Genomic DNA, 20,076 nt, shown 5'->3' with positions numbered 1-20,076 from the left:
GATGATGGACTGATGAAACGTTTTTTTCTATTCCTCTTACTTTCCGTTTTAATCCTAGTCGGTTGTAAAAAAGAAAAAGATGAAAGTAATTCACTCAGTGCACTCGCTGTCCGATTTTTCATTCGCACTTTACTCTCTTCTAATATTAACTCTGAGTTACCTTCCAATTTGAGTGTGGCGGTTCCCAGATCCATACGTAAACCAAGCTCTGGACTAGGAGCAAGTTTCCAAAGAAGGTCCCAAACTTCTAAAATGACTTTCACAAACAAAGGCATTGCTGAAGATACTTTGGATTATGGTTTCACAGGCCAATACTTTCTAACAGAAGGAACGGGGATTGTGGCCGAAATCTTACGTGATTCCAAAAAAGATTTAGTACTCATCAGTGGATCCTATTCGATCGCCAAAGCCAGTCCTGGTGTTTGTATCCCTGGGGGAACTTCCAGTGTGCGGATCACACAAAGTATGGAAGAGGAATTTTTGGAAGGGATTGAAAGGCTCGGTCTTAGTTCCGAGGAGGCTCGCGGAGAGCTTGTTAGCCTACAAAATGAAGGGATTTTACCTTTCATTGGACAATCTGTCCCGACTCCCGCCATGGTTTACCGAACCTTAAGTAATAATGAATATGATGTAGAAATTTCCTATTCATTTGCCGATGCGATTGGAACGCCACAACCTTGTCCTTCCAACAATCAATTCCAAAAAAGTATCAAATTCAAAAGTGACAAATCCAAAGTGTTTAGTTCCATCACTCGTTCCTTACGGGTATTTGGAATCTCTTTGAGTGTGGATGCCTCCATCACTTACATCACCCAAGTCGGAAAAAAAGACAAAGCCATTCTCAATATCAAACAAGTGACATCGGGTTCCGGCAATACGGACAAATCCACAACTCGTTTTACATTCGAAGAATGTGCCAACGATACCAGTGCCAACTCAAACAATTGTGTCACCTTAAATTATAGTAATGTTTATGATGATGCGGCAGGGAACAAAATCACCACTTCCGTCAAAGGAAGGACAAATGATTTAGGAGGTTATGTCCTCACCGAATACATCGATAATGCAGATAATTTTGAATACTATATCACTGAGACCTATGATCCGAATGGAGAAATCACCTATTTTGCTGTCGATTATTATGATATCGATAATAGTGCAAATGATGAATATGAAGAATTGGGAGTCCTTGATACGGAGCTCTATGGAGACTTCATTGAAACAACCTATACCTTTGAATGGGACGTGTATGTTGATTTTACAACTCCTTTACCCAGTGGAGGTATCGGTGGAGGTGGTTATGCTGCCTATGATGCCTTTGTGATCATGCCAAATGGAGTGAACCCAAACTCGTTTCCAGATGAATTCATCGGTTGGGGTGAGTTTTACATCAATGAGTCTGATTCGAGTGAAACTTACTATGTTGATTTTTACGGTTCAGCCGATCAAGTCAGCAATGCCGATGTATGGCGCTATGAAATTGATACGAACGGCAATGAAGTGTATACACAACTTTTGATCGCACCAAATGTATTATACCAATTATAAATGAAACTAACAGATTCTATTGACGATCAAAACAAAAAACCTTTGCGAAATCTTATGTTTAAAAACAATTCACTCGTGTCCAAAATATCGCTGAAACCACACATATGGTTTCATTCTTTTTTTTCGCTTACATTTGTTTCCCTCCAATATTTGATTCCGAATCCTGTATTCCCTTCCGAACCCTTTCACAACTTACAAGGGTTTTATGGGGAACGGGCCGCAGGTCTTGCGGGTGCCTTTACGGCCATTGCCGATGACCCTTCAGGTGCTTATTACAACCCGGCTGGACTTGGGTTTACGCATAATGATGGGATTTCCATTTCTGCGAGTAATTTCAAAGATGTGAAACGCAGTTACATCAATATTGACACACCAGGCCAACGATACAACCAAACCCACCAAGGATTTGATCCCAATTTTATTGGACTTCTGAAAAACTTTGATCGTTGGAAGTTTGCGTTTTCCATCGTCAACACTTACAATTATTCCTACAACCGAGTCGACCAAGTGAATTACCCGCTTGTCTCCCCTTCGATCAATTCCACAAGAAATTATACCAAAGAACGGTACAACCAACTCCTTGTTGGCCCAAGTTTGGCTTACTTACTCAACGATAAACTCTCAGTTGGCGCAACACTCTATTATATGAGTGATACCAAAGAAGTTTCGAGAACCCAGTTCCAACAATTTTCTGATTTGAGTTATGTGATGCGATCCTATGTTGACAATCGTCGCACAACAGGCATTATGCCGGTCCTTGGTGTTCAGTACCAGCCAAATCCCAAAGTTTCCCTAGGGATGAGTTATCGGCGTATTTTTGTGACCGGTGGGGACAGACTGTACAACGAAGTGTATGCGGATTCAACAAGAAGACCAGGATCATCCGCAATTGACTTCATTGAAGGGACAGGAGACGGTGCCTCTTCCATTGAACAAGGAGTTCTCACCCAAAAACCGAAACTCGTAACATCCATTCCGCAAACATCGGAAATGCGATTTGGTGTGGCATTTTTTCCAACATCCAGATTCCTTGCATCCTTTGATATGATTTATACCTCAGGTTATAAAGTCAGACGTAACCAAGATGAAATCAGCAATTTTGGCAGGAGAGTCACCTACACAATCAATGATACAGAGGTACGTGAGCTCACTCGTTTTGCGACTACCAATTTTGCAGCAGGGATGGAATATTACTTAGCCGACACCTTTTCAATATTAGGTGGTATTTACACAAACGAACCCAATACAAAACCAGTTTCTTGGACCGAATCAGCAGTGGATTTGTATTTGCAAAATACTTTTGGGAACCAAGTCACTGCAAACTCTGGGGATGCCAGTGTCATCTACAAAGTAGCTAGGTCTGGAACGAACCCAAGGAATGAATATTCAAGGAACCGGGGTTTGAGTTTAGGATTTTCTTGGGTGACATCCAAATCATCTGTATCCGTGACCTACATCCGTGAACTTGGGTATGGGAATTCAAGGATCGACCCCAATTCCCTTGCCCAATCATTTGAATACAGTGCCCATTCCATTTACATCATGGTGAGCTCAAGGAACTAAAGGTTACTTCTTTTGGGATTTTTTTTGGAAAAAATCCCTGGCATCTTCATAACCCTGGGCCAAAAGTTTTTCTGCTTGTTCCTTTTTAAAATTTAAGATACTTCCTAGGCCTAACATTTGTTTGGGAGCAATGACAGAAATTTTTGCTTTTGTGAATTGAGTTCTTAAACTTAGAAAAAAATTCTCAATCGATGTGAGACCGTCCATTACCGACTTTCGATATTCCAATCCTTGTTCCACACTTTTGTAGGATCCAAGTAAATACAATTCAAAGAGTCGCTCCAACGCTTCATCCTTTGTCACTGGAGTTTCCATAATGGTTGAACTTCCCACTGGCGAAAGTAAAACAACAACGATGTCTGATGCCTCATGAGTTAATGCAGGTAAGATGGGCGTATTTGCCATCACACCACCATCCCAATACGGTTCCCCGTCGATCTCCTGCCAAGGGAAAATCATGGGAATCGCAGACGAGGCCAGTAAATGTTCGATCCGTAAACTTGGGTTTTCAAAAAACCGAAGTTCTGAAGTGAGGATATTCACAGCAGTGATGATGACTTTTATTTGCGACTGGTTTAAAGAGGTAAAATCCAGATGTTCATGGATGAATTTTTTCAAAGGATAGGTTTCAACGAGTGGATAGTATTTTTTACGAAAAAAACCTTTGATCATATTCCATATCGAATACCGCATGATGTGTTTTTGGTTGAGTTTTAACCATAACTCCGACAATTGCTTCGAATCCATTCCTGAACCGATGGCACAGGCATTGATGGCGCCAACAGAAGTCCCACAAATGATGTCGGGTTTCCAATGGATTTCTTCTAAATACCGTAAAACACCTGCTTGGTAGGCTCCTCTTGCCCCACCACCCGAGAGAACCAATGCTTTCTTTTTTGCCATATCAATTGTTACCTGTAAAGATATCTCTTCCTGTCACATACCGTTCCTTCCACCATTTTTCCTCTAGAGATTGGACCACAACCCCTCTGCTTGTGGATGCATGAATGAAATTTCCATTATCCAAAACAAGTCCTACATGAGTGATTTTTTTGGCATTCGGTGAGGCGGAGAAAAAAACTAAATTGCCTATTGTTTGTTTTTCTCTTGGAACAAATTTGCCGATGAGGGACTGGTCTTTTGCAGAACGAGGTATGGCCTTTCCCTTCATACCAATTTTTGGATCGGTTAATATGGATTTGGTGAGACCAGAACAATCAATCCCCCGTTTGGAATACCCTCCATACAGGTAAGGTGTACCGACCCACTGCCTTCCTACGGGATCAACCAATTTTCGTTTGGATTCCTTTTGGCCTTCGTTTGTGGTTGTGACAGTCGTTTGGTTCGATTGTTCCTCGATAAAAATAAGACTAGGGTCAAGTCTAGGGCGTTCTTTCGTGATCCATTCCCCTTCTTCATTCCAGATGATCTCTGTTCTACGATCTGATACCTTAAAATCATTCAAGGAATTTTTTCCAGATAACACAGCCAATATATCCTCCACCACCAATTTCCAATTGGATTCATTCGGATCTGCTTTTGATTCTGCTTTGAATTCAGAAAAGAGTTTCTTTTGTTTTTCGGAACTGAGTGAAGTTATTTTTTTAGGTAATTTATTTTCCAAAACGTTGAAAATCAAACTAGAATTAGGCTCTGATTTCCGAAGTAGGACATAGAATCTACCTGCAACAAAAACTGTATCCCCACTCCATCGCCTTTTTTTTGCGATTTGGAAAAACTGTAAGATCTCATCTTCTGGTACTTGGCTTAACTTCATCTCACGATAGAATTTTCCAAGATAAGGAATTTCTGTTTTGTTTGGTTTTGCGGTAATAAAATACGGAATCAGGTCTTCCGTTTCTTCCCACTGATAGCCATGGTCAGCCAAAATCACAAACCGTTCTACCTCCAATGCAAACTCAGTAGCTGGCATCGACTCAAAGACGGCCCAAACTCGCAGGGATTGGATGATGTTTTGGATTTCTTTTTGGTTGGTGCGGTCTCCTAGTTTTTTTCGGATCTCACTCCTGATGAGTAAAGTTTCTTGTTTGTTATAACCTGACTCAAGTAAGCTGTCGAGGTTTTGTGCAAACAAAACGGAAGGCAATAGGAATCCCAAAAACAAATAAGTTCTAATAAAGGAACGGATGAAAGGAACTAAGGACATGACCCAAGAAGTATTGTTTGCCCAGCTTATTGTAAAGAAGGATTTATAAATTTCTCGCGGTTCATTTTGATTTTTCCAACCGAAGAAATGTAACCAAGTTCAATCAAACGTTCATAAGCAAACCAATCTAATAATCCAAAATTATTGGTCGGGATTTGTAAAAACAAATCTGATATTGTTTCCGTTTGGCGGATTCGTTCCCGACTGGAGGCGAGGATTGAACGGATGATGATATCACCAATCGGTGGGAATTTGGGTTTTGTCAAATCTTGGAAATTGATTAGGTTTGTCATTTGAAAGAATGGATTTGTCATCACACCAGGATTTTTACTATCAAAGTATTCACAAAGTTCGCGGTCTTGGTCTGGGTATATATCACCAAACACATCGACAGAAATCACTTTTCCCACACCTCGTTCTTTCAAACTAATCCCAGGCACATTGTCAAGGACTCCTCCATCAACATACACAATCCCATCATCGATAAACGGTGGCACAATCCCAGGAATGGAGGTACTCGCCCGAATGGCCTTCCATAAGCTCCCAACTTCCTGCACATGGATTTCAGAATGAGATAAATTGGTTGCGACAGGAAAATAAGGAATCCAAAGGTCTTCAATTTGGATCTCACCAAAAAATTGTCGGATTGCTTCAGTATACTTTTTCCCAGTGGTGAGAGATAAGATTGGGAGTGTGTATTCGTTTAGAAGATCTTTGTTTACCCAAAATTCTTTCGCCTTTGTTTTACTGCTAAGACTCGATTCACCCATGGCAATGAGAGCAGCAAAAATCGAACCTGCACTGGTACCGGAAACCATATCGATTGGGATGTTATTTTCTTCGAGTGCTCGGAGCACCCCTAAATGGGCAAAACCTTTTGCTCCTCCACCACCTAACGCCAGTCCAATGGATTTCCCAAGTAACCCTCTACCAAGTCGTTCCCAAGTGTCCATTCGCTCCATATGGACATGGAAATGCCGATGGAATTTTCGTTTTTGTAAATGTTTGATGGTTCCTGGTTTTACCTCATCCTTATTTGGTTGGATGAGAACAAGTATATGGTTACGATCGTTGTACTTGCGTTTGTCGATAAGAGTTTCCAATTGGATACAACTTGGAGATTCGTTTGCATCTTTAATGTAGACAAAACTATCCGATTGGCGTAGGGCTCGTTCTGCAAAAGGACTCACCTTGTCCTCATCCTTGAGTAGATAAAAAATATAATCATACTCAGCTTCGATTTGAGTGAAAAACCGGATGATCCAAGGTTTTCGGTCGACCTCGTCTAATTTTTCCAATTCCCGAGTCTTTTCGTTAAACATGGATTCGTCGACAACGTAAATAGATCCATACCGCAAAAATACAATCCCAAGGTAATGAATGGCATCCAAAATTGTTTTTTCGGGTAAGGAAGAAAGCAAAGAAAATGTTTTGGCTTGAGGTAGAAAACTTTTTGTTTCTGTTTTGGCATGAGCCAGTCGTTCGGCGATGATTTTTGTGATTTGTAATAAACTATCAGGGTATTTGAGTAAAATCGAAAGAGCTACTTCTCTTGGCACTCGGATCAGTTCGGAATCACGCACCGCTTTCACTGTGGCAGATCGTTTTTCTCCTGTGAACAAACTGAGCTCACCTATGACATCGAGACGTTTGAATTCACCAATATCACGTAAAGCACCATTTGGCCCTCGTTTTTCATACCGAAGTTTCCCGGCAGCCAAAATGTACAAATCACTACCGATGGAGTTTTCTAAAAAAAGGATCTCCCCCCCTTTTAGAAATTCACGGACAGTATGATCCATCATCTCTCGTAAGACTGAGTGAGGCAAATTTTGAAACAAATCCGCCAATGTCAAATACTGGGCTAGGCTTGGGTTTTTCGATTTTCGGATTCGTTTCACAACAAAGGTTGTAGCGATCTTTCAAAAAATTTCAAGCAACCTTTTTGTTCGATCGGATTGTGATTTGATCCAATGAAAAAAGAAGAGTAGTCATATTTGATCCATTCTTACAATGGGAAGGAAGAAGTGTTCCATGATAGCAAGTTTACGCGGTAAATTACTCCAATTAGAAATTGATCGTTTGGTGGTGGAAGTGTCCGGTGTCGGGTATGAAGTGATGATTCCCTTTCCCCTCCACTTGGAATGTAAGGACAAACTCAATACGGAAATTTATATCCATACGTTCCACTCCATCACTGATCGCGGGCAAAGACTATTTGGTTTTGGTTCTAAAAAAGATCGGGAATCCTTCGAACTCATCAAATCCCTCCACGGGATTGGAGAACTCACGGCACTCAAAATCCTTTCCTTTTTCCAAGCGGATGATTTGTATCAAATCGCCAAAGCAGATGATAAAAAAACCTTAGAAAAAATCCCCAAAGTAAAAGGAAAAACATCTGAAAAAATCCTTTTTGAAATCAAACAGAACCTAAAAAAATTCGAAATGTTTTTAAACGAAGGGACAACCGAATCCAGTTTTGTGGATCGGGAAACAGACCTTGCAACTCTTGCTTTAATCCAATTGGGTTTTGATGAAAAATCTGCCACCAAACAAGTTGCAGATGCCAAAAAATTAAATCCAGGTTTAAGTGCCTCAGACATCGTAAAACAAGTGATTACTGGGACCAGATGATTCAGAACATTCGGTGCAAATACCAACTGTTTTTTAATTTGATGAAACTCGGATTGATAAGGTAACGTTCTAGTTTAGGTTGATCAGGGAATCGGAATTTAAGTTCGACTTCTTCCTTGGATCCAATATAAAAATCGATGAATACTGGTCCCGCCTGTGTAAATACTTCGCGGATCGTAAGGTTTCCGATACTTCCTTTTTTTTGGTCTAGTTTTGCCTTGTCGAAATAATACAAAGCAAAGTATCCCTCGGGATCTTTTAAATCCACCTTCACCTCATCCAATGTCCAATACCCTTTGGCATCTACAAACAATCCTGTTTCCTTGTCGATAAAGGAAACTAGGTGGATAAAATGACCTTCACAAAGATCAAGTAACAATTGTTTGATTTCAAACAGAATCAGGGTTTTGTCAAAATGAGAAATCCCGTTTCCATAAGTGGTTCCCATCACAATCGGGAAGGGACATTTGAAACTCATGTTTTTAGTTTCATAAGACTTGGGGCTGAAATCATTTGGATCATTTGGTTTCGGATTTTGGCAAAAAATACATAACGAACATAAAAGAGCGAGAGAAACAATTTTAAATGAAAAACTAAGTTTTCTCAATTGTGAGAATTTGAATTGATTTGATAGGGAAAATCTTCGCATTACATAGTTTTGTTGAGAAGGTCCTCGAACATATCTCCCGAATACATCTCCAAGGCTCCGTTACTCGCAGCGATGATTTTTTTTCCAGCTTCTGTGACGTCAAAGTTCCCAATCACAAATCCTTTGGTAGCTCCCAATTCTTCCATTTGGTTTGTCATCTCCCGTAAAAAAACGTCGGACACCTTGGCATCTTTCCATTTTCGGACTCGAAATAAAGCGCGTTTGTTCACATCTTCTTTAGAGGAAGCAAGTAAATTGACACCATCAGCTTCAGGATTTGAGATTTCTTTTGTCACACGATACCCAAGTTTCATTACCATTCTTGTCGCTTGGTTTTTAAAATTAGTACCAGGAAGACTAATGAATTTTTCAAATTTATCAAGACCGAGCATATCTAGTTTGGATGTGAGTTTTTTGCCACTATCATCAACCATCCCTTTGATATTGAAGGGTTTGGAAGATCGCATCCCACTCAGCTCAAAGTAACGGGAGTTAGGGAATAAGTTGACGGAAAGTAAATTCAATTCACGACTCAAATCATATTCATGTGTTAACGATTCAACTGTTCCCGTTCCGCGTTCCAATCTGTATTTTAAATTGGCAAGGGCGATGACATCAGGGTCATCCAATCGTTCTGCTTCCGCTTCAATTAAATACTCTGCCCCTTCCTCATAACGACCCATATAGGTGGTGATCATCGCAAAATGGATACTACACTCTGTGATTTCACTCTGCCATGCATTGAGTTTTGCCATCTCAAGACACAACCTACCATACTTCAATGCTTCTGGAAAATTTTGCATGAGAATGGCTTCTGTCATAAGGAATTGGAATAAAGTAAAACGGACAAACTCGTCTTCAATTTGTTCGCTGATGGCAATGGCAGTTTTTACTGCATCCTTATGTTTGTTTTCACGTGATAAGGACAAGGCATATAAAAATCCAGAGACAGGCGTTTTTTCGATTTTATATGCTTTTTCAAAATACTCTCTTTCCTTCCCCCCACCTGTGACCCCAGAAATCACCCCTTTGCCAATGTAATAGGAAGTGAGATTGATTTTTTCTTCTGGGATCCTTGCAAAAAAATGGTCTGCGATTTTGAATTCCTTTTGTCCGAGAGCCATAAAACCCAATCGAATACAAGCGATTGGATTGGAACGATCCACTTGGAGGGTGTCCAAATAATGAAAAAAAGCTTCTTCAAAAAAATCTTTGTTATAATAGATCTCGGCAATGCGGTTGGAAACGGTCACAGCATCAATTTCTTTGGTGTACCGGTTGTTCTTTTTGATGATTTCGAGGTGTTTGGCTTCATTGAGTGGGTCATTTTCCATGGCATAAATTTTTGCCATCACGTAATGACCATAGGGATTTTGGTGGTCTTCTTCTAATTTTTCCCGCACAAGGGCCCGCGCATCTAGAAAATTCCCTAAAGTCGCAAGGCTTAGGGCTTTGGCATAACCATCTCGCCTTTGTCCGATGACAAAGGTCAAAAGAAACCCAAGTAGAATCACTGCGGCTCCAACAAAGATAAAAAATGCCAAATTCTAATACTTCCTATTTTCCTATTTTGGTTGGTAAAAAAGAGTCTTACGTCAATTCTGTCCTGGAAGTGATACAGCTCACCTACATTTCATTTGCACTACGACTTCTCACCAGGGATCGTCTTTATTCCTTGGCCTATGGCCTTGTGGGAACCCTTGTTTTTACTTTCCTCATACTTGCCGTTCGGATCCACTTCCACTTGTATGCGGGAGTGTCTCTTACTAGTATCGTTTCCTTTGACAAGTCTCCCCAGATTCTTTTTTACGCCACAAGCTTTGCACTCATGACCTTATTTTTCTTCCATTGCCTCCATGGGCTCGGGGAAATTGGAGTGATGATGGCGGTGGGTGGGAACCGTATGGGATGTATCTTCCTCCATTCTTTGTCCTTATTTTTCCTATTTTTACCAAGTTTCCTACTGGCTACACTTCTCAATTTGGGATTCCTCCCTCCCCCTCCCGACTTTGGGATTTTAGGAGAGATCAAATCCATATTCACCTGTTTGGTGTTATTTTTATTTTTGGGAATCCTAGTTTGTGTTCCCACAGTGGGCATTAGCACCTATATGGACCCATACAAATCCATACGGAGACAAAAATAATGTTACTCCGTGTCCACAACCTAACCAAACGATTTGGAAAGGAAGAAGCAGTGAGTTCCGTGAGTTTTGACGTGAACCAAGGGGATTATGTAGCCATCATTGGACCCTCTGGATCTGGAAAAACCACTCTCCTATCGATGCTTACAGGAATGCTTTCTCCTTCAGAAGGGGACATTTTGTACGACCAAATCAAACTTTCGCAAATTTCCAAACAAGAGTTAGCCGAAATCAGAGCCCGGGACTTAGGCCTCGTGTTCCAATTTTCCGAACTTGTGGGAAACCTGACCATTAAAGAAAATATCCTCCTACCTGCCCTTTTTACTAAAAAATTTTCCAGTGATGACTATCTCAGAAAATGTGATTACCTCATTGACCATTTAAAACTAGGTGACATTCAAAATTCATTACCACGAACTTTGTCCGGTGGCCAAATCCAAAAGGCAGCCATTGCGAGATCCCTCATCAATGACCCTGCCATTCTTTTTGCAGATGAACCTTCCGGGGACTTAGATCCAGAAAATAGTTACCTTGTCCAACTCCTTCTCAATGAGTACAACAAACGAAACCATTCCATCATCCTTGTCACCCATGACATGAAACTCGCCTTTGATGCCCAAACCGTTTATGAAATGAAAAACGGAAGGTTCGAACAAGTGATCAAAGGAGAGTGAAGTTTTGAGACAAGCGATTGGTGTTGATATTGGTGGAGGAAGCATCCGCGTTTCTCTTTTTGATGAAAATGGAAGTGAACTAGACTCCCATCACACCAAAACCCCTGAACACTTAGACAATGATTCCTTTTTAGAAGTACTGGTCGAAAGCATTCGCCCACTTGTAAAGAATATCATTGGAATTGGTGTTGGTTCCCCTGGCCCTCTCAATAACGAAACGGGCGTTATGCTGACAAGTGCCAATATGGCAGGTCTTAAGAACTTACCCATCAAATCAGTTTTACAAAAAGAATTTTCACTTCCAGTATTCTATGAAAACGACGCCAACTGTGCTGCATTAGGTGAAGCTATCTTTGGAACGTATAAAAACACCGAATCACAATTAATTTTGACATTAGGAACAGGGATTGGTGGAGGGTTTGTCAAACAAGGTAAACTTTATACGGGATACCTTGGGAATGGAATCGAAATTGGCCATACCACTTCTGTCATCGGGGGCGCCTTGTGCGGATGCGGAGTTCACGGTTGTGTGGAGAGTTATTTTTCCACAAAAGGATTTTTAAACCGTTATTTTGAAAAAACCAATACCAAACTCCCCAATGCAGAAGCCTTTTTTTCACTCGTTCGATCGAATGATTCAGAATCAAAATCCATTTTGGAATTTGGAACCAAAGCTTTAGCACACGCAGTTCGTAATGCGATCCAATTACTCAACCCAGAAGCGGTCATTTTTGTGGGTGGGATCACCAAGTCCTATGATTTGTTTGGTGCACTTTTAGAAAAAGAAATTCGATCTACAATCTTTTCTGTATTAAACGATCGATTATTACTTGGGCCTGGGGGCAATATATCAGGAACTCTGGGTGCCGCCTCACTTGTTTTTGTTAAGGAGAAAAACTGATATGGAAGACTGTATTTTTTGTAAGATCATTCGCGGTGAAATACCTGCCAAAAAAGAATACGAAACTGATTCTATTTTTGTATTCCATGACATCACTCCACAAGCGCCCATCCATTTGCTCATCATACCCAAAGCACATATCAAAAGTATGAATGAAATTGATTCTCTTGACCCGAAGGTGATCCATCAAATTTTCGAAGTGATTCCCGAACTTGCCAAAAAAAACGGAATCTTTGAAAAAGGATACCGTGTTGTCAATAATTGTGGAACCTACGGTGGACAAACTGTTGGTCATCTACACTTCCACTTGTTAGGTGGCAGACATCTACAATGGCCACCAGGATAAAATTGAACCTACAATGAGAAAATTAATTTTTGGAATTATCGTTTCAGGCATTGCCATTTATTTTTTACAAAAGAACTTTGATATCAGTGAATTCGAACGACTAGAAGGAAAAGTCAATTGGTGGATTTTTCCTCTTCTAATCCTATCCAATTTATGGGCATTTATTCCTTTTTCGATTCGATGGTATCATCTACTCGAGAAAAAAATCACATTTCACCAATCCTTTTCCACAGCCATCATTGGTGTGGGTTTGAACATGGTGTTACCTGCTCGAGGTGGGGATTTGGTAAGATTACTGATGAACAAACGAGATTCGGATCTCCCCCTCACTCACCTTCTCAGCCGAATCTTCTTAGAAAAAGTAATGGATTTGGGTTCCGTAGTTGTCATCGGTGCCACAGCTCTTTTTTATATGGGGCTTGGACAATCCAAAAATTTAAGCCTTCTTTTGATTTCCAGTTTGGTCATTATTGGGATGTTGGTTGGTCTAATTTTGGTAAAATATTTTTTATTTTTCTTAAGATCAGTCGCTCTCAAATGTTTTTCACTTATCGGCAAACAATCATTATATGAAACGAAACTCGACCACCATTTGGTAGAATTTTCGGAATTTTTGCAAGGGGATAAACTCATCAAACCACTTGCCTATTCATTACCAACATGGGTTTTTGGTTATGCGATTTCTTATTATCTTGCAGGGATGCTCATTGGTATGCCTATTTCCTTTCCGGAGGCATTGTTATTTATGTTTTTAGGTGGGATGGGAGTTGCCATTCCTTCCGCTCCTTCGGGCATAGGTGTGTTCCACGCTGCCATCATTTCTGGATTTATCATTTTAGGTAGAGATCCTGGGGAAGGTCTTGTCTATGCAACAGTAGTCCATTTGACCCAGTTTCTCATCACCACAGTCCTTGCCTGTTTTGCCTATCTTGTTTGGCGCCTCTCACATCAAAAAAACATGAGAATCAACTAATTTTTTTTACTCAAAGATCCCCTCTTCCAATCTAAACTTTGATGGAAGAGAGGAAAAATTCATTCTTACTTAAAAACAAAAATTGGCATCAATGCTTCTTTTTAATGTTTTTCTTCTATCACTGTTCTCTCTCTCAATTTCCAAATGCAAAGGAAACAAACGAATCCGAATTTCCATTTGTTTCGCTACTGTCTGTAAGTCTGGGAACCTACGTTTCTTCCTCACGATTTGATCGTTATGTGGAAAGTAATCTTGAATGGAGTCGTTTCCTAGGTAAGTGGCATGAAATCAAACGCATCGATAATCCGTTCCAAATGGGACTAACCAATGTAACCGCAGATTATGCTTTAAGAGAAGATGGAAACATCCGCGTGAAAAACGAAGGAGAAACGATAACAGGGAGAAGTTCCTTAGAAGGAGTTGCGATCATTGTAAACCCAAGTGTAGGGAAGTTGAAGGTAAGTTTTTTATACCCGTTGTTTTTTGGAGACTATTTGATTTTAAAAATCGATCGAAATGGTTACCAAACCGCACTCATCGGTGGCCCAGAACCAAATTTTTTATGGATTTTTTCAAGAGAACCTACCATTTCTTCAGTCACTGAAAACGAATACATTCAATTTGCAAAAACGATTGGTTATGACACCAATCGTTTGCTTGCGTATTAGATTTTATCCTAGAGCCTTGATGACATCTTCTGGAGCCTGTACGAGTTCTACAAGTACCCCTTCACTACAAAGTGGGAATTCTTCATTTCCTTTTGGATGGATGAAACATACATTATAACCTGCAGCACCCTTTCGTATCCCACCAGGTGTGAAACGAACCCCTTGTTTGGTGAGATAGTCCACACATTCTTCTAATTTATCAATCCAAAGGCCAATGTGATTCAATTTTGGATCATGCACCTTGGGACTTTTATTCGGGTCGATGGGTTGCATCAAATCAATTTCTACTTTATACGGACCATTGCCCATAGAAAGTATATCTTCATCGACATTTTCTTTTTCACTTTTGTAATCAGATACTTTAGTAAGACCCATGATCTCAACCCAGAACTTGGATAATTTTTCTTTGGATTCGCCACCGATGGCTACTTGTTGGATTCCTAACACTTTAAATGGACGCGACATTCATCTCTCTCCTATCTTCTTTCTGCTTCAATCGAGTATGACTTTTCCTTCAATGTCCTGTCCCAGTTCCTCTCCGAATACTATTTTTTTCACAGTGGTAAAGTATTTTATATCCATCCTAAAAATCTACTGACCCAAATTCAAAGGATCTGATGAAGGAGAATATCAATCTAATCCTTCGGTATTTTGATTCCTTTTTCTTTCATCAGCTGAATTAACTTACTGGGAATGGGTGCACATAAACAATTTTTTTGGTTGTTCCCAAACAAATCTCTGTTCTGAATCAAAACATCTGAATGGATCTATGAATACAAACCTATATTCGGATGCAAGTAAATAGATGAATGATCATTCATTTTTATTCCCTCCATTTTCTATCTTGCGGAAAAAAAGAAAAACAAGGGATTTGAATGGGAAAATAAAATTGAAAACCTTTTGATTATTCCGCTAAAATCAAAAGTGTACTAAACTGCGAATTTAAAATTTGGAATTTTTGCAAAAATTCTTTGATGGCTTCTTCACTCACGCCACCAGAATAATCAAAGTCACTTTCCAATACAAGTCTCCCTTCCGCATCCATATAACTTCTGGAATACCTCATCTTCTGATTCCACTTGTTCGCTAATTCCATTTTATTTTTTTTGTCTGTGTTAAAGGAGGAATAGAATTGAATGGAAGTATCATTCCCAGATACAAGGCCTACTCTAAAATCTTGATATGATACGATGAGTAGTTTATCTTCATCACTGATGATTTGGTAACCTAATTCAACTAATAATTTTTTGATTAGATTCTTTTCAACTTTGTGATGTAAGGTGGCCGATTTCGACGCCGATTCAGACTCTTTGCCTTTGGGAGATTGGGCGCTCACAACAAAAACAGTGGATAATACGACAAAAATTAAAATCGAAGAAATAAATGATCTCACAATCAACCTCATTGCTATTTAAAATGCAAACATTCGCTAGAATGAAATCGTCCATTTTTGCTATGCGCTATTTTTTGATTTTGAAATCCGATCGCTCAGATTTCAATCTATTTCTGGGGGAAATGATTCAATCAGGAAAAAAAGTAGAAATTTGTCTAGAATTTCATTTGCTTTTGGGATCACCTAGGAACTGCTAATCCATAATCTATGAAATTTTCCCTTTTTTACATCAGCATTTTGTCACTATTTTTCTTGCAATTCACTGCTTGTAAACCGGCCCAAAATAAAACGACAAACAAATCTAACTTTAAAATTGATTCCATAGAGACACTCAAAAAAGAATCAAAATACCCTTACCTCTATGTCGGAAAAATCAATTTAGAACATTTTATAAAACTAAAAAATGACATCCATATCCTACATCTAACGAGCGATAAAATCAGTACCTCCGCTTCCTTTGGAGGGGCCATCAAAAAAGCATACCAAATCCTTTCGATCGACATATATCCAAAAAGTTTTTACGATGCCAATCGAAATCATCCCAAACTTTATAGTGATCAAACGATACTCCCCTCGGATGATCATTTTTTCATTCGGATCAAACAAAAAAGCAATCAAATCGATGAAACAAATGAATGGGAGCCAAAAAAAAGAAGGGAACTCTACTTACACTTTACTTCCTTAAATTTAGATTTTCATGAATTAGAAAAACAACTAGATCACATTTATACCCAAGCAAAAAACGATCCTATTCTTGGCAAAGACCCGAATGGTTTATTAGAAAAAATTATCTTCCTAGCAATGTTAGGTTACACAGAAGAAATTGACCCACATACTCGCGTATACGATTCCAGAGAAATCAAATCAGACACTTCCTTTAATGTTCTCAATCATATTTCACATAGAGTTTTTTTTGGTTATCCGGACATTCTATACATCAAAATTAAAAATTTTATACAATTTAATGACAATTTTACAATTGCAAGTGCCACAAAAAAAATCATAGAACACGAATTGAATGAAAAAAAGAAAAATCAAAATACAGTGGGAGTATTACTGATCGATTTAAGAGAGAGTGAACAAGCAAACCTCATCGAACTCCGAAATTTTTTATCACTCTTTACTTCTACCAAAAATTTATTCAGTATCAGAAACCGTTTTGAAGAAAATATATATCCTTCTCTGAAAGGAGAAACAATCCTTTGGGACGGACCCATTGGAATTTTAGTAGGTCCCAAAACGACTGCTGGTGGTGAATTGGTAGCTGGTAGTTTACGTGAAAATAAAAATGCAGTGATTCTTGGTACAAGAACATTTGGCCAAGGAACATTTCAAATGTTCTTTGAAGTGGGTAAAAAAACTGGATACTTTTATGCAATCACCAATTCCAAAATGTATTTACCTTCCGGAGAAGAAATCCAAGGATTCGGCATCATCCCTGATATCAATGTAGAAAATCCTAACAAAGATCTAAACCCACCACATGAAACTAAATTCTGGAATTGGATCAAACCATCAAAAGAAAAAAATCCATACATTCCTAAAAACATCCAAACGAAACTCGACGAAAGGATGAAACAAAATTCCACAAGCAAAGGGTTGTTCGCTGAAGAAAACCCCATGGATATCGACCCAGTCTTAACTCAAGCCATCGAATATTACAAAACCTATTTGAGTATCATGAAGGAAACCAAGTGAACGCATGATTCGTATTCTCCAACCTATCATCATTGTTGTTTTGGGAGTTTTATCTTTCTATTGCACTGAATCCAAATCCTTACTCAAAACAAGTGAAAAAGGACAAATCCTTGCTCTCAAACAATTGTTACTGGAAAAAACTGATCCCAATGTTCAAAACCAAAACGGAGAAACTCCGCTTATCCTTGCTACAAAATTTGGATATGCAGAAATTGTAGAAATTTTGATCCAAAACCAGGCCAATGTGAATTTAGTAGATCAAACGGGAAAAACTGCTTTCCATTGGTCTGTTAAAAAACGTTTTTTGAACATCGCTGAAATATTGTTAGAAGCAAAAACAAAGGTAGATGCAGTCGACTCAAACAAAAAAACAGCATTGGTATACGTGACCAAAATAGGACACGCGGATATGGTGAAACTTCTCATCACAAAACAACCAAATCCAAATTTGCAAGATCGTTTTGAGAATACAGCTTTTATGTTGTCCGTTCGGAACCAACAAATGGACGTTGCAGAATTTCTCATCCAAGCCAATGCAAATGTCCTTCATCGAAATTTTTTAGGATACTCTGCCTTAGATGATGCCAACAAACCATCCATGGAAAAAATTAAAAAACTGATCGAGGAAAAAATCAAATAAAATCAATTTAAACTGATAGGCAATTTCTTTCATGTCAATTGCAGTTTGGTTTAATTCAGAAGAACTATCGGCCGTTTGCATTGAGACCTCACTCATCTGATTGGTACCCGAGCTTATTTCCCCTAATGCCAGGGCATTTTGGTTCATTGCTTCGGATACAGATATAATTGCATGGTGCACTTCACTAATGCTATTACTGATCTCTTTTGCTAAGTTAAATGTCCGTTTGGCAAGGGTATAGATTTCTTCTGACTGGATTTTATATTCTTTTCCAGAAGCGACGACACCTTCATAATCAGGTATCACTTTTCCTGTGATCATATTCAAAAGTTCTTTCACCGAATCAACCATATCCACCATTGCTTTTTCTAATTTATGATTGAGTTCTACAATTTTTTTTACAGTTTCTTGCGACTTTCCTGCTAAATTGGAAACCTCTGTCGCAACGACAGCAAATCCCCTTCCATGTTCACCAGCCCGTGCCGCTTCAATTGCAGCATTTAACGAAAGCAAGTTGGTTTGGTCACCAATTTCTGCGATCATACTTGCTAACTCACGTATCTCTTTGATCGCTTCGGCATCTTTCACCGCATTTTGAATTTTAAGATTGATTGTTTCAAATAAAGATTTGGCATCTAACAAGGATTTTCCAACAAATGATTCAAGCTCGCTTGCTTTTCCTTCAATCTTTTCTGCTCCCTTGGATACCAACTCCATTTCACTTCCAAGCAGATTTAAAGTTTCAATCATCGAATTGGATTGAGATGAAATTTCTTCTGCCGAAGCAGAAACATTTTCAGCACTCGCGGAAAGTTCTTGGACAGAAGAGGCAATCTCTTCAATGGTTGCAGATGAATCTGATGCGAGTGACGATAACTGGGAACTTTTTCCAGTGATCGATTCAGAAAGATTTTGAATTTTTTGAACAATCACAGTTAAATTTTGACGCATTTTTTCTAAACTTTTTGCCATACCTCCGATCTCATCATTTCTTTCTAATTGGTTTTTCGGAACTTCGAAAGACAATTCATTATGAGAAATACGATTCATGAGAAGTGAAGCTTCCCGTATGGCATGTGTCACTTTGGTTAACACATAACCCATTCCTATGGATACAAGAACAACTGAAAATAGAATGCTAACGAAGGTAAAAATTGCGATGGAATCGAGAGATTTTGTCATTGCCGATACAGGAACACGATAAATCACACGCCAAGGTACAGAATGCAATTGGTAACTTCCGTAAAGGCAATTGTTACCTAAAGAATCCTTTCCTGAAAAGATACGTATCGAATCTGTCGTATTTTTCAATTGGGATACAACTTCATCCGGGAAACTAAAATTTAATTCCTTTTCGAGAAGATTACTATCCAATGCTAATTGGATGATCCCTCGACTATCCACTAACCAACTCTCACCACCAAACTGATCGATTTGGGTAAATTGTTTAGAAGCCACCGAAACATCAATACCGATGGAGCTAATGAGCACGGGGTTCCCATTTTCAAGCGTAACACCATTTACAAAAATGGCATATGATTTATACTCCTCCGTATAATCCATATTGATCACCAAATCTTTTTTAGAGTGAATGAGATCAAAAAACCAACTGTCATCCGAATCCTTTTCAGTTAGGGTATCAATTTTTTTTCCTGATTCATTCCAGTAGTTTTTAGTAAGTGGATTGATGATGCCAAAGTAAGTGATATAACTTAATTTTGATTTGTAAGTGGATAAATTCTGAAAGACCTGCTCTGTTGCGTCTCCTTTGGGTTCACCCGATTTTGCCCAGCGGATGGTATTGTGGTCGGAGGCAACTAACACTGCCGTCTCTTTTGTTCGTTCTAAAATGGAATCAATGGTGGCTGACTTGGATTCTAGGATTTTCACCATATCAAAACTTTCCAATTTGGAGATAATCGTACTTCTCCCAACATAATAACTCAAAAAACCTGTTAACCCACATGCCAGTGTGACAGAAAGAATGGTGAAACTGATGAGTTTCGTACGTAGCGAATTTGGTTCCCATTTGAATTTCATGATTTTTGAATCCTTTCTTTTCGATATTTAGAATGTTTT

General features: G+C 39.1%; 19 protein-coding genes. 11 read left to right on the top strand and 8 right to left on the bottom strand.

The features are described 5' to 3' along the window. Nucleotides 1–12 precede the first annotated feature (12 nt). Nucleotides 13–1,548: a hypothetical protein gene (locus LEPBI_RS07400; protein ID WP_012388492.1), complete on the top strand. Its 1,536-nt coding sequence runs from the start codon at nt 13–15 to the stop codon at nt 1,546–1,548. Next, nucleotides 1,549–3,111, top strand: coding sequence for an OmpP1/FadL family transporter (locus LEPBI_RS07395; RefSeq protein ID WP_012388491.1), 1,563 nt, complete (start codon nt 1,549–1,551; stop codon nt 3,109–3,111). A gap of 3 nt (nt 3,112–3,114) precedes the next feature. On the opposite strand, the gene LEPBI_RS07390 is transcribed toward LEPBI_RS07395, so the two are convergent. The 3 genes from LEPBI_RS07390 to LEPBI_RS07380 are packed head-to-tail and all read right to left on the bottom strand — an operon-like array spanning nt 3,115 to nt 7,179. After that, complete coding sequence (locus tag LEPBI_RS07390; protein ID WP_012388490.1) at nt 3,115–4,014, bottom strand: patatin-like phospholipase family protein; 900 nt, start codon at nt 4,012–4,014, stop codon at nt 3,115–3,117. Nucleotide 4,015: 1 nt separating this feature from the next. Next, nucleotides 4,016–5,278 carry a C40 family peptidase gene (locus tag LEPBI_RS07385; protein ID WP_012388489.1) on the bottom strand — a complete coding sequence of 421 codons (1,263 nt, stop codon included), beginning with the start codon at nt 5,276–5,278 and terminating at the stop codon, nt 4,016–4,018. A 26-nt stretch (nt 5,279–5,304) separates the two neighbouring features. Further along, the gene (locus tag LEPBI_RS07380; RefSeq protein ID WP_012388488.1) at nt 5,305–7,179 is read right to left on the bottom strand and encodes a patatin-like phospholipase family protein; all 1,875 of its coding nucleotides are present in this window, start codon (nt 7,177–7,179) and stop codon (nt 5,305–5,307) included. Nucleotides 7,180–7,312: 133 nt separating this feature from the next. Between LEPBI_RS07380 and ruvA the strand changes: the two genes are divergently transcribed. Beyond that, nucleotides 7,313–7,912 carry a Holliday junction branch migration protein RuvA gene (ruvA, locus tag LEPBI_RS07375; protein WP_012388487.1) on the top strand — a complete coding sequence of 200 codons (600 nt, stop codon included), beginning with the start codon at nt 7,313–7,315 and terminating at the stop codon, nt 7,910–7,912. Between the two features lies 1 nt (nt 7,913). Here ruvA and LEPBI_RS07370 read toward each other — a convergent pair whose 3' ends face one another. Both LEPBI_RS07370 and LEPBI_RS07365 read right to left on the bottom strand, forming a co-directional pair. Continuing rightward, nucleotides 7,914–8,390: a hypothetical protein gene (locus tag LEPBI_RS07370; RefSeq protein WP_226992906.1), complete on the bottom strand. Its 477-nt coding sequence runs from the start codon at nt 8,388–8,390 to the stop codon at nt 7,914–7,916. 170 nt (nt 8,391–8,560) lie between these two features. Then, entirely contained in the window at nt 8,561–10,105 is a 1,545-nt protein-coding gene (locus tag LEPBI_RS07365) for a restriction endonuclease (protein WP_012388485.1), read from the bottom strand. Between LEPBI_RS07365 and LEPBI_RS07360 the strand changes: the two genes are divergently transcribed. From LEPBI_RS07360 to LEPBI_RS07335, 6 genes are all read left to right on the top strand, one after another. Beyond that, complete coding sequence (locus tag LEPBI_RS07360; RefSeq protein WP_041769781.1) at nt 10,099–10,707, top strand: hypothetical protein; 609 nt, start codon at nt 10,099–10,101, stop codon at nt 10,705–10,707. The genes LEPBI_RS07365 and LEPBI_RS07360 overlap by 7 nt on opposite strands. Next, a complete protein-coding gene (locus LEPBI_RS07355; RefSeq protein WP_012388483.1) occupies nt 10,707–11,378 on the top strand; it encodes an ABC transporter ATP-binding protein in 672 nt (223 codons plus the stop codon). The genes LEPBI_RS07360 and LEPBI_RS07355 overlap by 1 nt, the downstream gene beginning before the upstream one ends. A gap of 4 nt (nt 11,379–11,382) precedes the next feature. After that, nucleotides 11,383–12,279, top strand: a complete 897-nt coding sequence (locus LEPBI_RS07350; protein ID WP_012388482.1) for an ROK family protein — start codon at nt 11,383–11,385, stop codon at nt 12,277–12,279. A gap of 1 nt (nt 12,280) precedes the next feature. After that, the gene (locus LEPBI_RS07345) at nt 12,281–12,625 is read left to right on the top strand and encodes a histidine triad nucleotide-binding protein (protein WP_012388481.1); all 345 of its coding nucleotides are present in this window, start codon (nt 12,281–12,283) and stop codon (nt 12,623–12,625) included. Between the two features lie 13 nt (nt 12,626–12,638). Then, a complete protein-coding gene (locus tag LEPBI_RS07340) occupies nt 12,639–13,598 on the top strand; it encodes a lysylphosphatidylglycerol synthase transmembrane domain-containing protein (RefSeq protein WP_012388480.1) in 960 nt (319 codons plus the stop codon). Between the two features lie 104 nt (nt 13,599–13,702). Beyond that, nucleotides 13,703–14,266 (top strand): lipocalin family protein, encoded by a 564-nt coding sequence (locus LEPBI_RS07335; protein WP_012388479.1) that lies wholly within the window; start codon nt 13,703–13,705, stop codon nt 14,264–14,266. A 3-nt stretch (nt 14,267–14,269) separates the two neighbouring features. Here LEPBI_RS07335 and LEPBI_RS07330 read toward each other — a convergent pair whose 3' ends face one another. Continuing rightward, a complete protein-coding gene (locus LEPBI_RS07330; protein ID WP_012388478.1) occupies nt 14,270–14,731 on the bottom strand; it encodes a VOC family protein in 462 nt (153 codons plus the stop codon). 439 nt (nt 14,732–15,170) lie between these two features. Beyond that, nucleotides 15,171–15,659 (bottom strand): YbjN domain-containing protein, encoded by a 489-nt coding sequence (locus LEPBI_RS07325; protein ID WP_226992905.1) that lies wholly within the window; start codon nt 15,657–15,659, stop codon nt 15,171–15,173. Between the two features lie 207 nt (nt 15,660–15,866). On the opposite strand from LEPBI_RS07325, the gene LEPBI_RS07320 reads away from it, so the two are divergent. Further along, nucleotides 15,867–17,357, top strand: coding sequence for a S41 family peptidase (locus LEPBI_RS07320; RefSeq protein ID WP_012388476.1), 1,491 nt, complete (start codon nt 15,867–15,869; stop codon nt 17,355–17,357). Between the two features lie 4 nt (nt 17,358–17,361). After that, nucleotides 17,362–17,997 (top strand): ankyrin repeat domain-containing protein, encoded by a 636-nt coding sequence (locus LEPBI_RS07315; protein WP_012388475.1) that lies wholly within the window; start codon nt 17,362–17,364, stop codon nt 17,995–17,997. On the opposite strand, the gene LEPBI_RS07310 is transcribed toward LEPBI_RS07315, so the two are convergent. Further along, entirely contained in the window at nt 17,932–20,037 is a 2,106-nt protein-coding gene (locus LEPBI_RS07310; protein ID WP_012388474.1) for a methyl-accepting chemotaxis protein, read from the bottom strand. The two genes, LEPBI_RS07315 and LEPBI_RS07310, sit on opposite strands and share 66 nt — an antisense overlap. Nucleotides 20,038–20,076 lie beyond the last annotated feature (39 nt).

This window comes from Leptospira biflexa serovar Patoc strain 'Patoc 1 (Paris)' (assembly GCF_000017685.1).
Classification (GTDB): domain Bacteria; phylum Spirochaetota; class Leptospiria; order Leptospirales; family Leptospiraceae; genus Leptospira_A; species Leptospira_A biflexa.
Note: the sequence above shows the minus strand (reverse complement) of the source record. Positions and strands in the feature narration are given on the sequence as shown.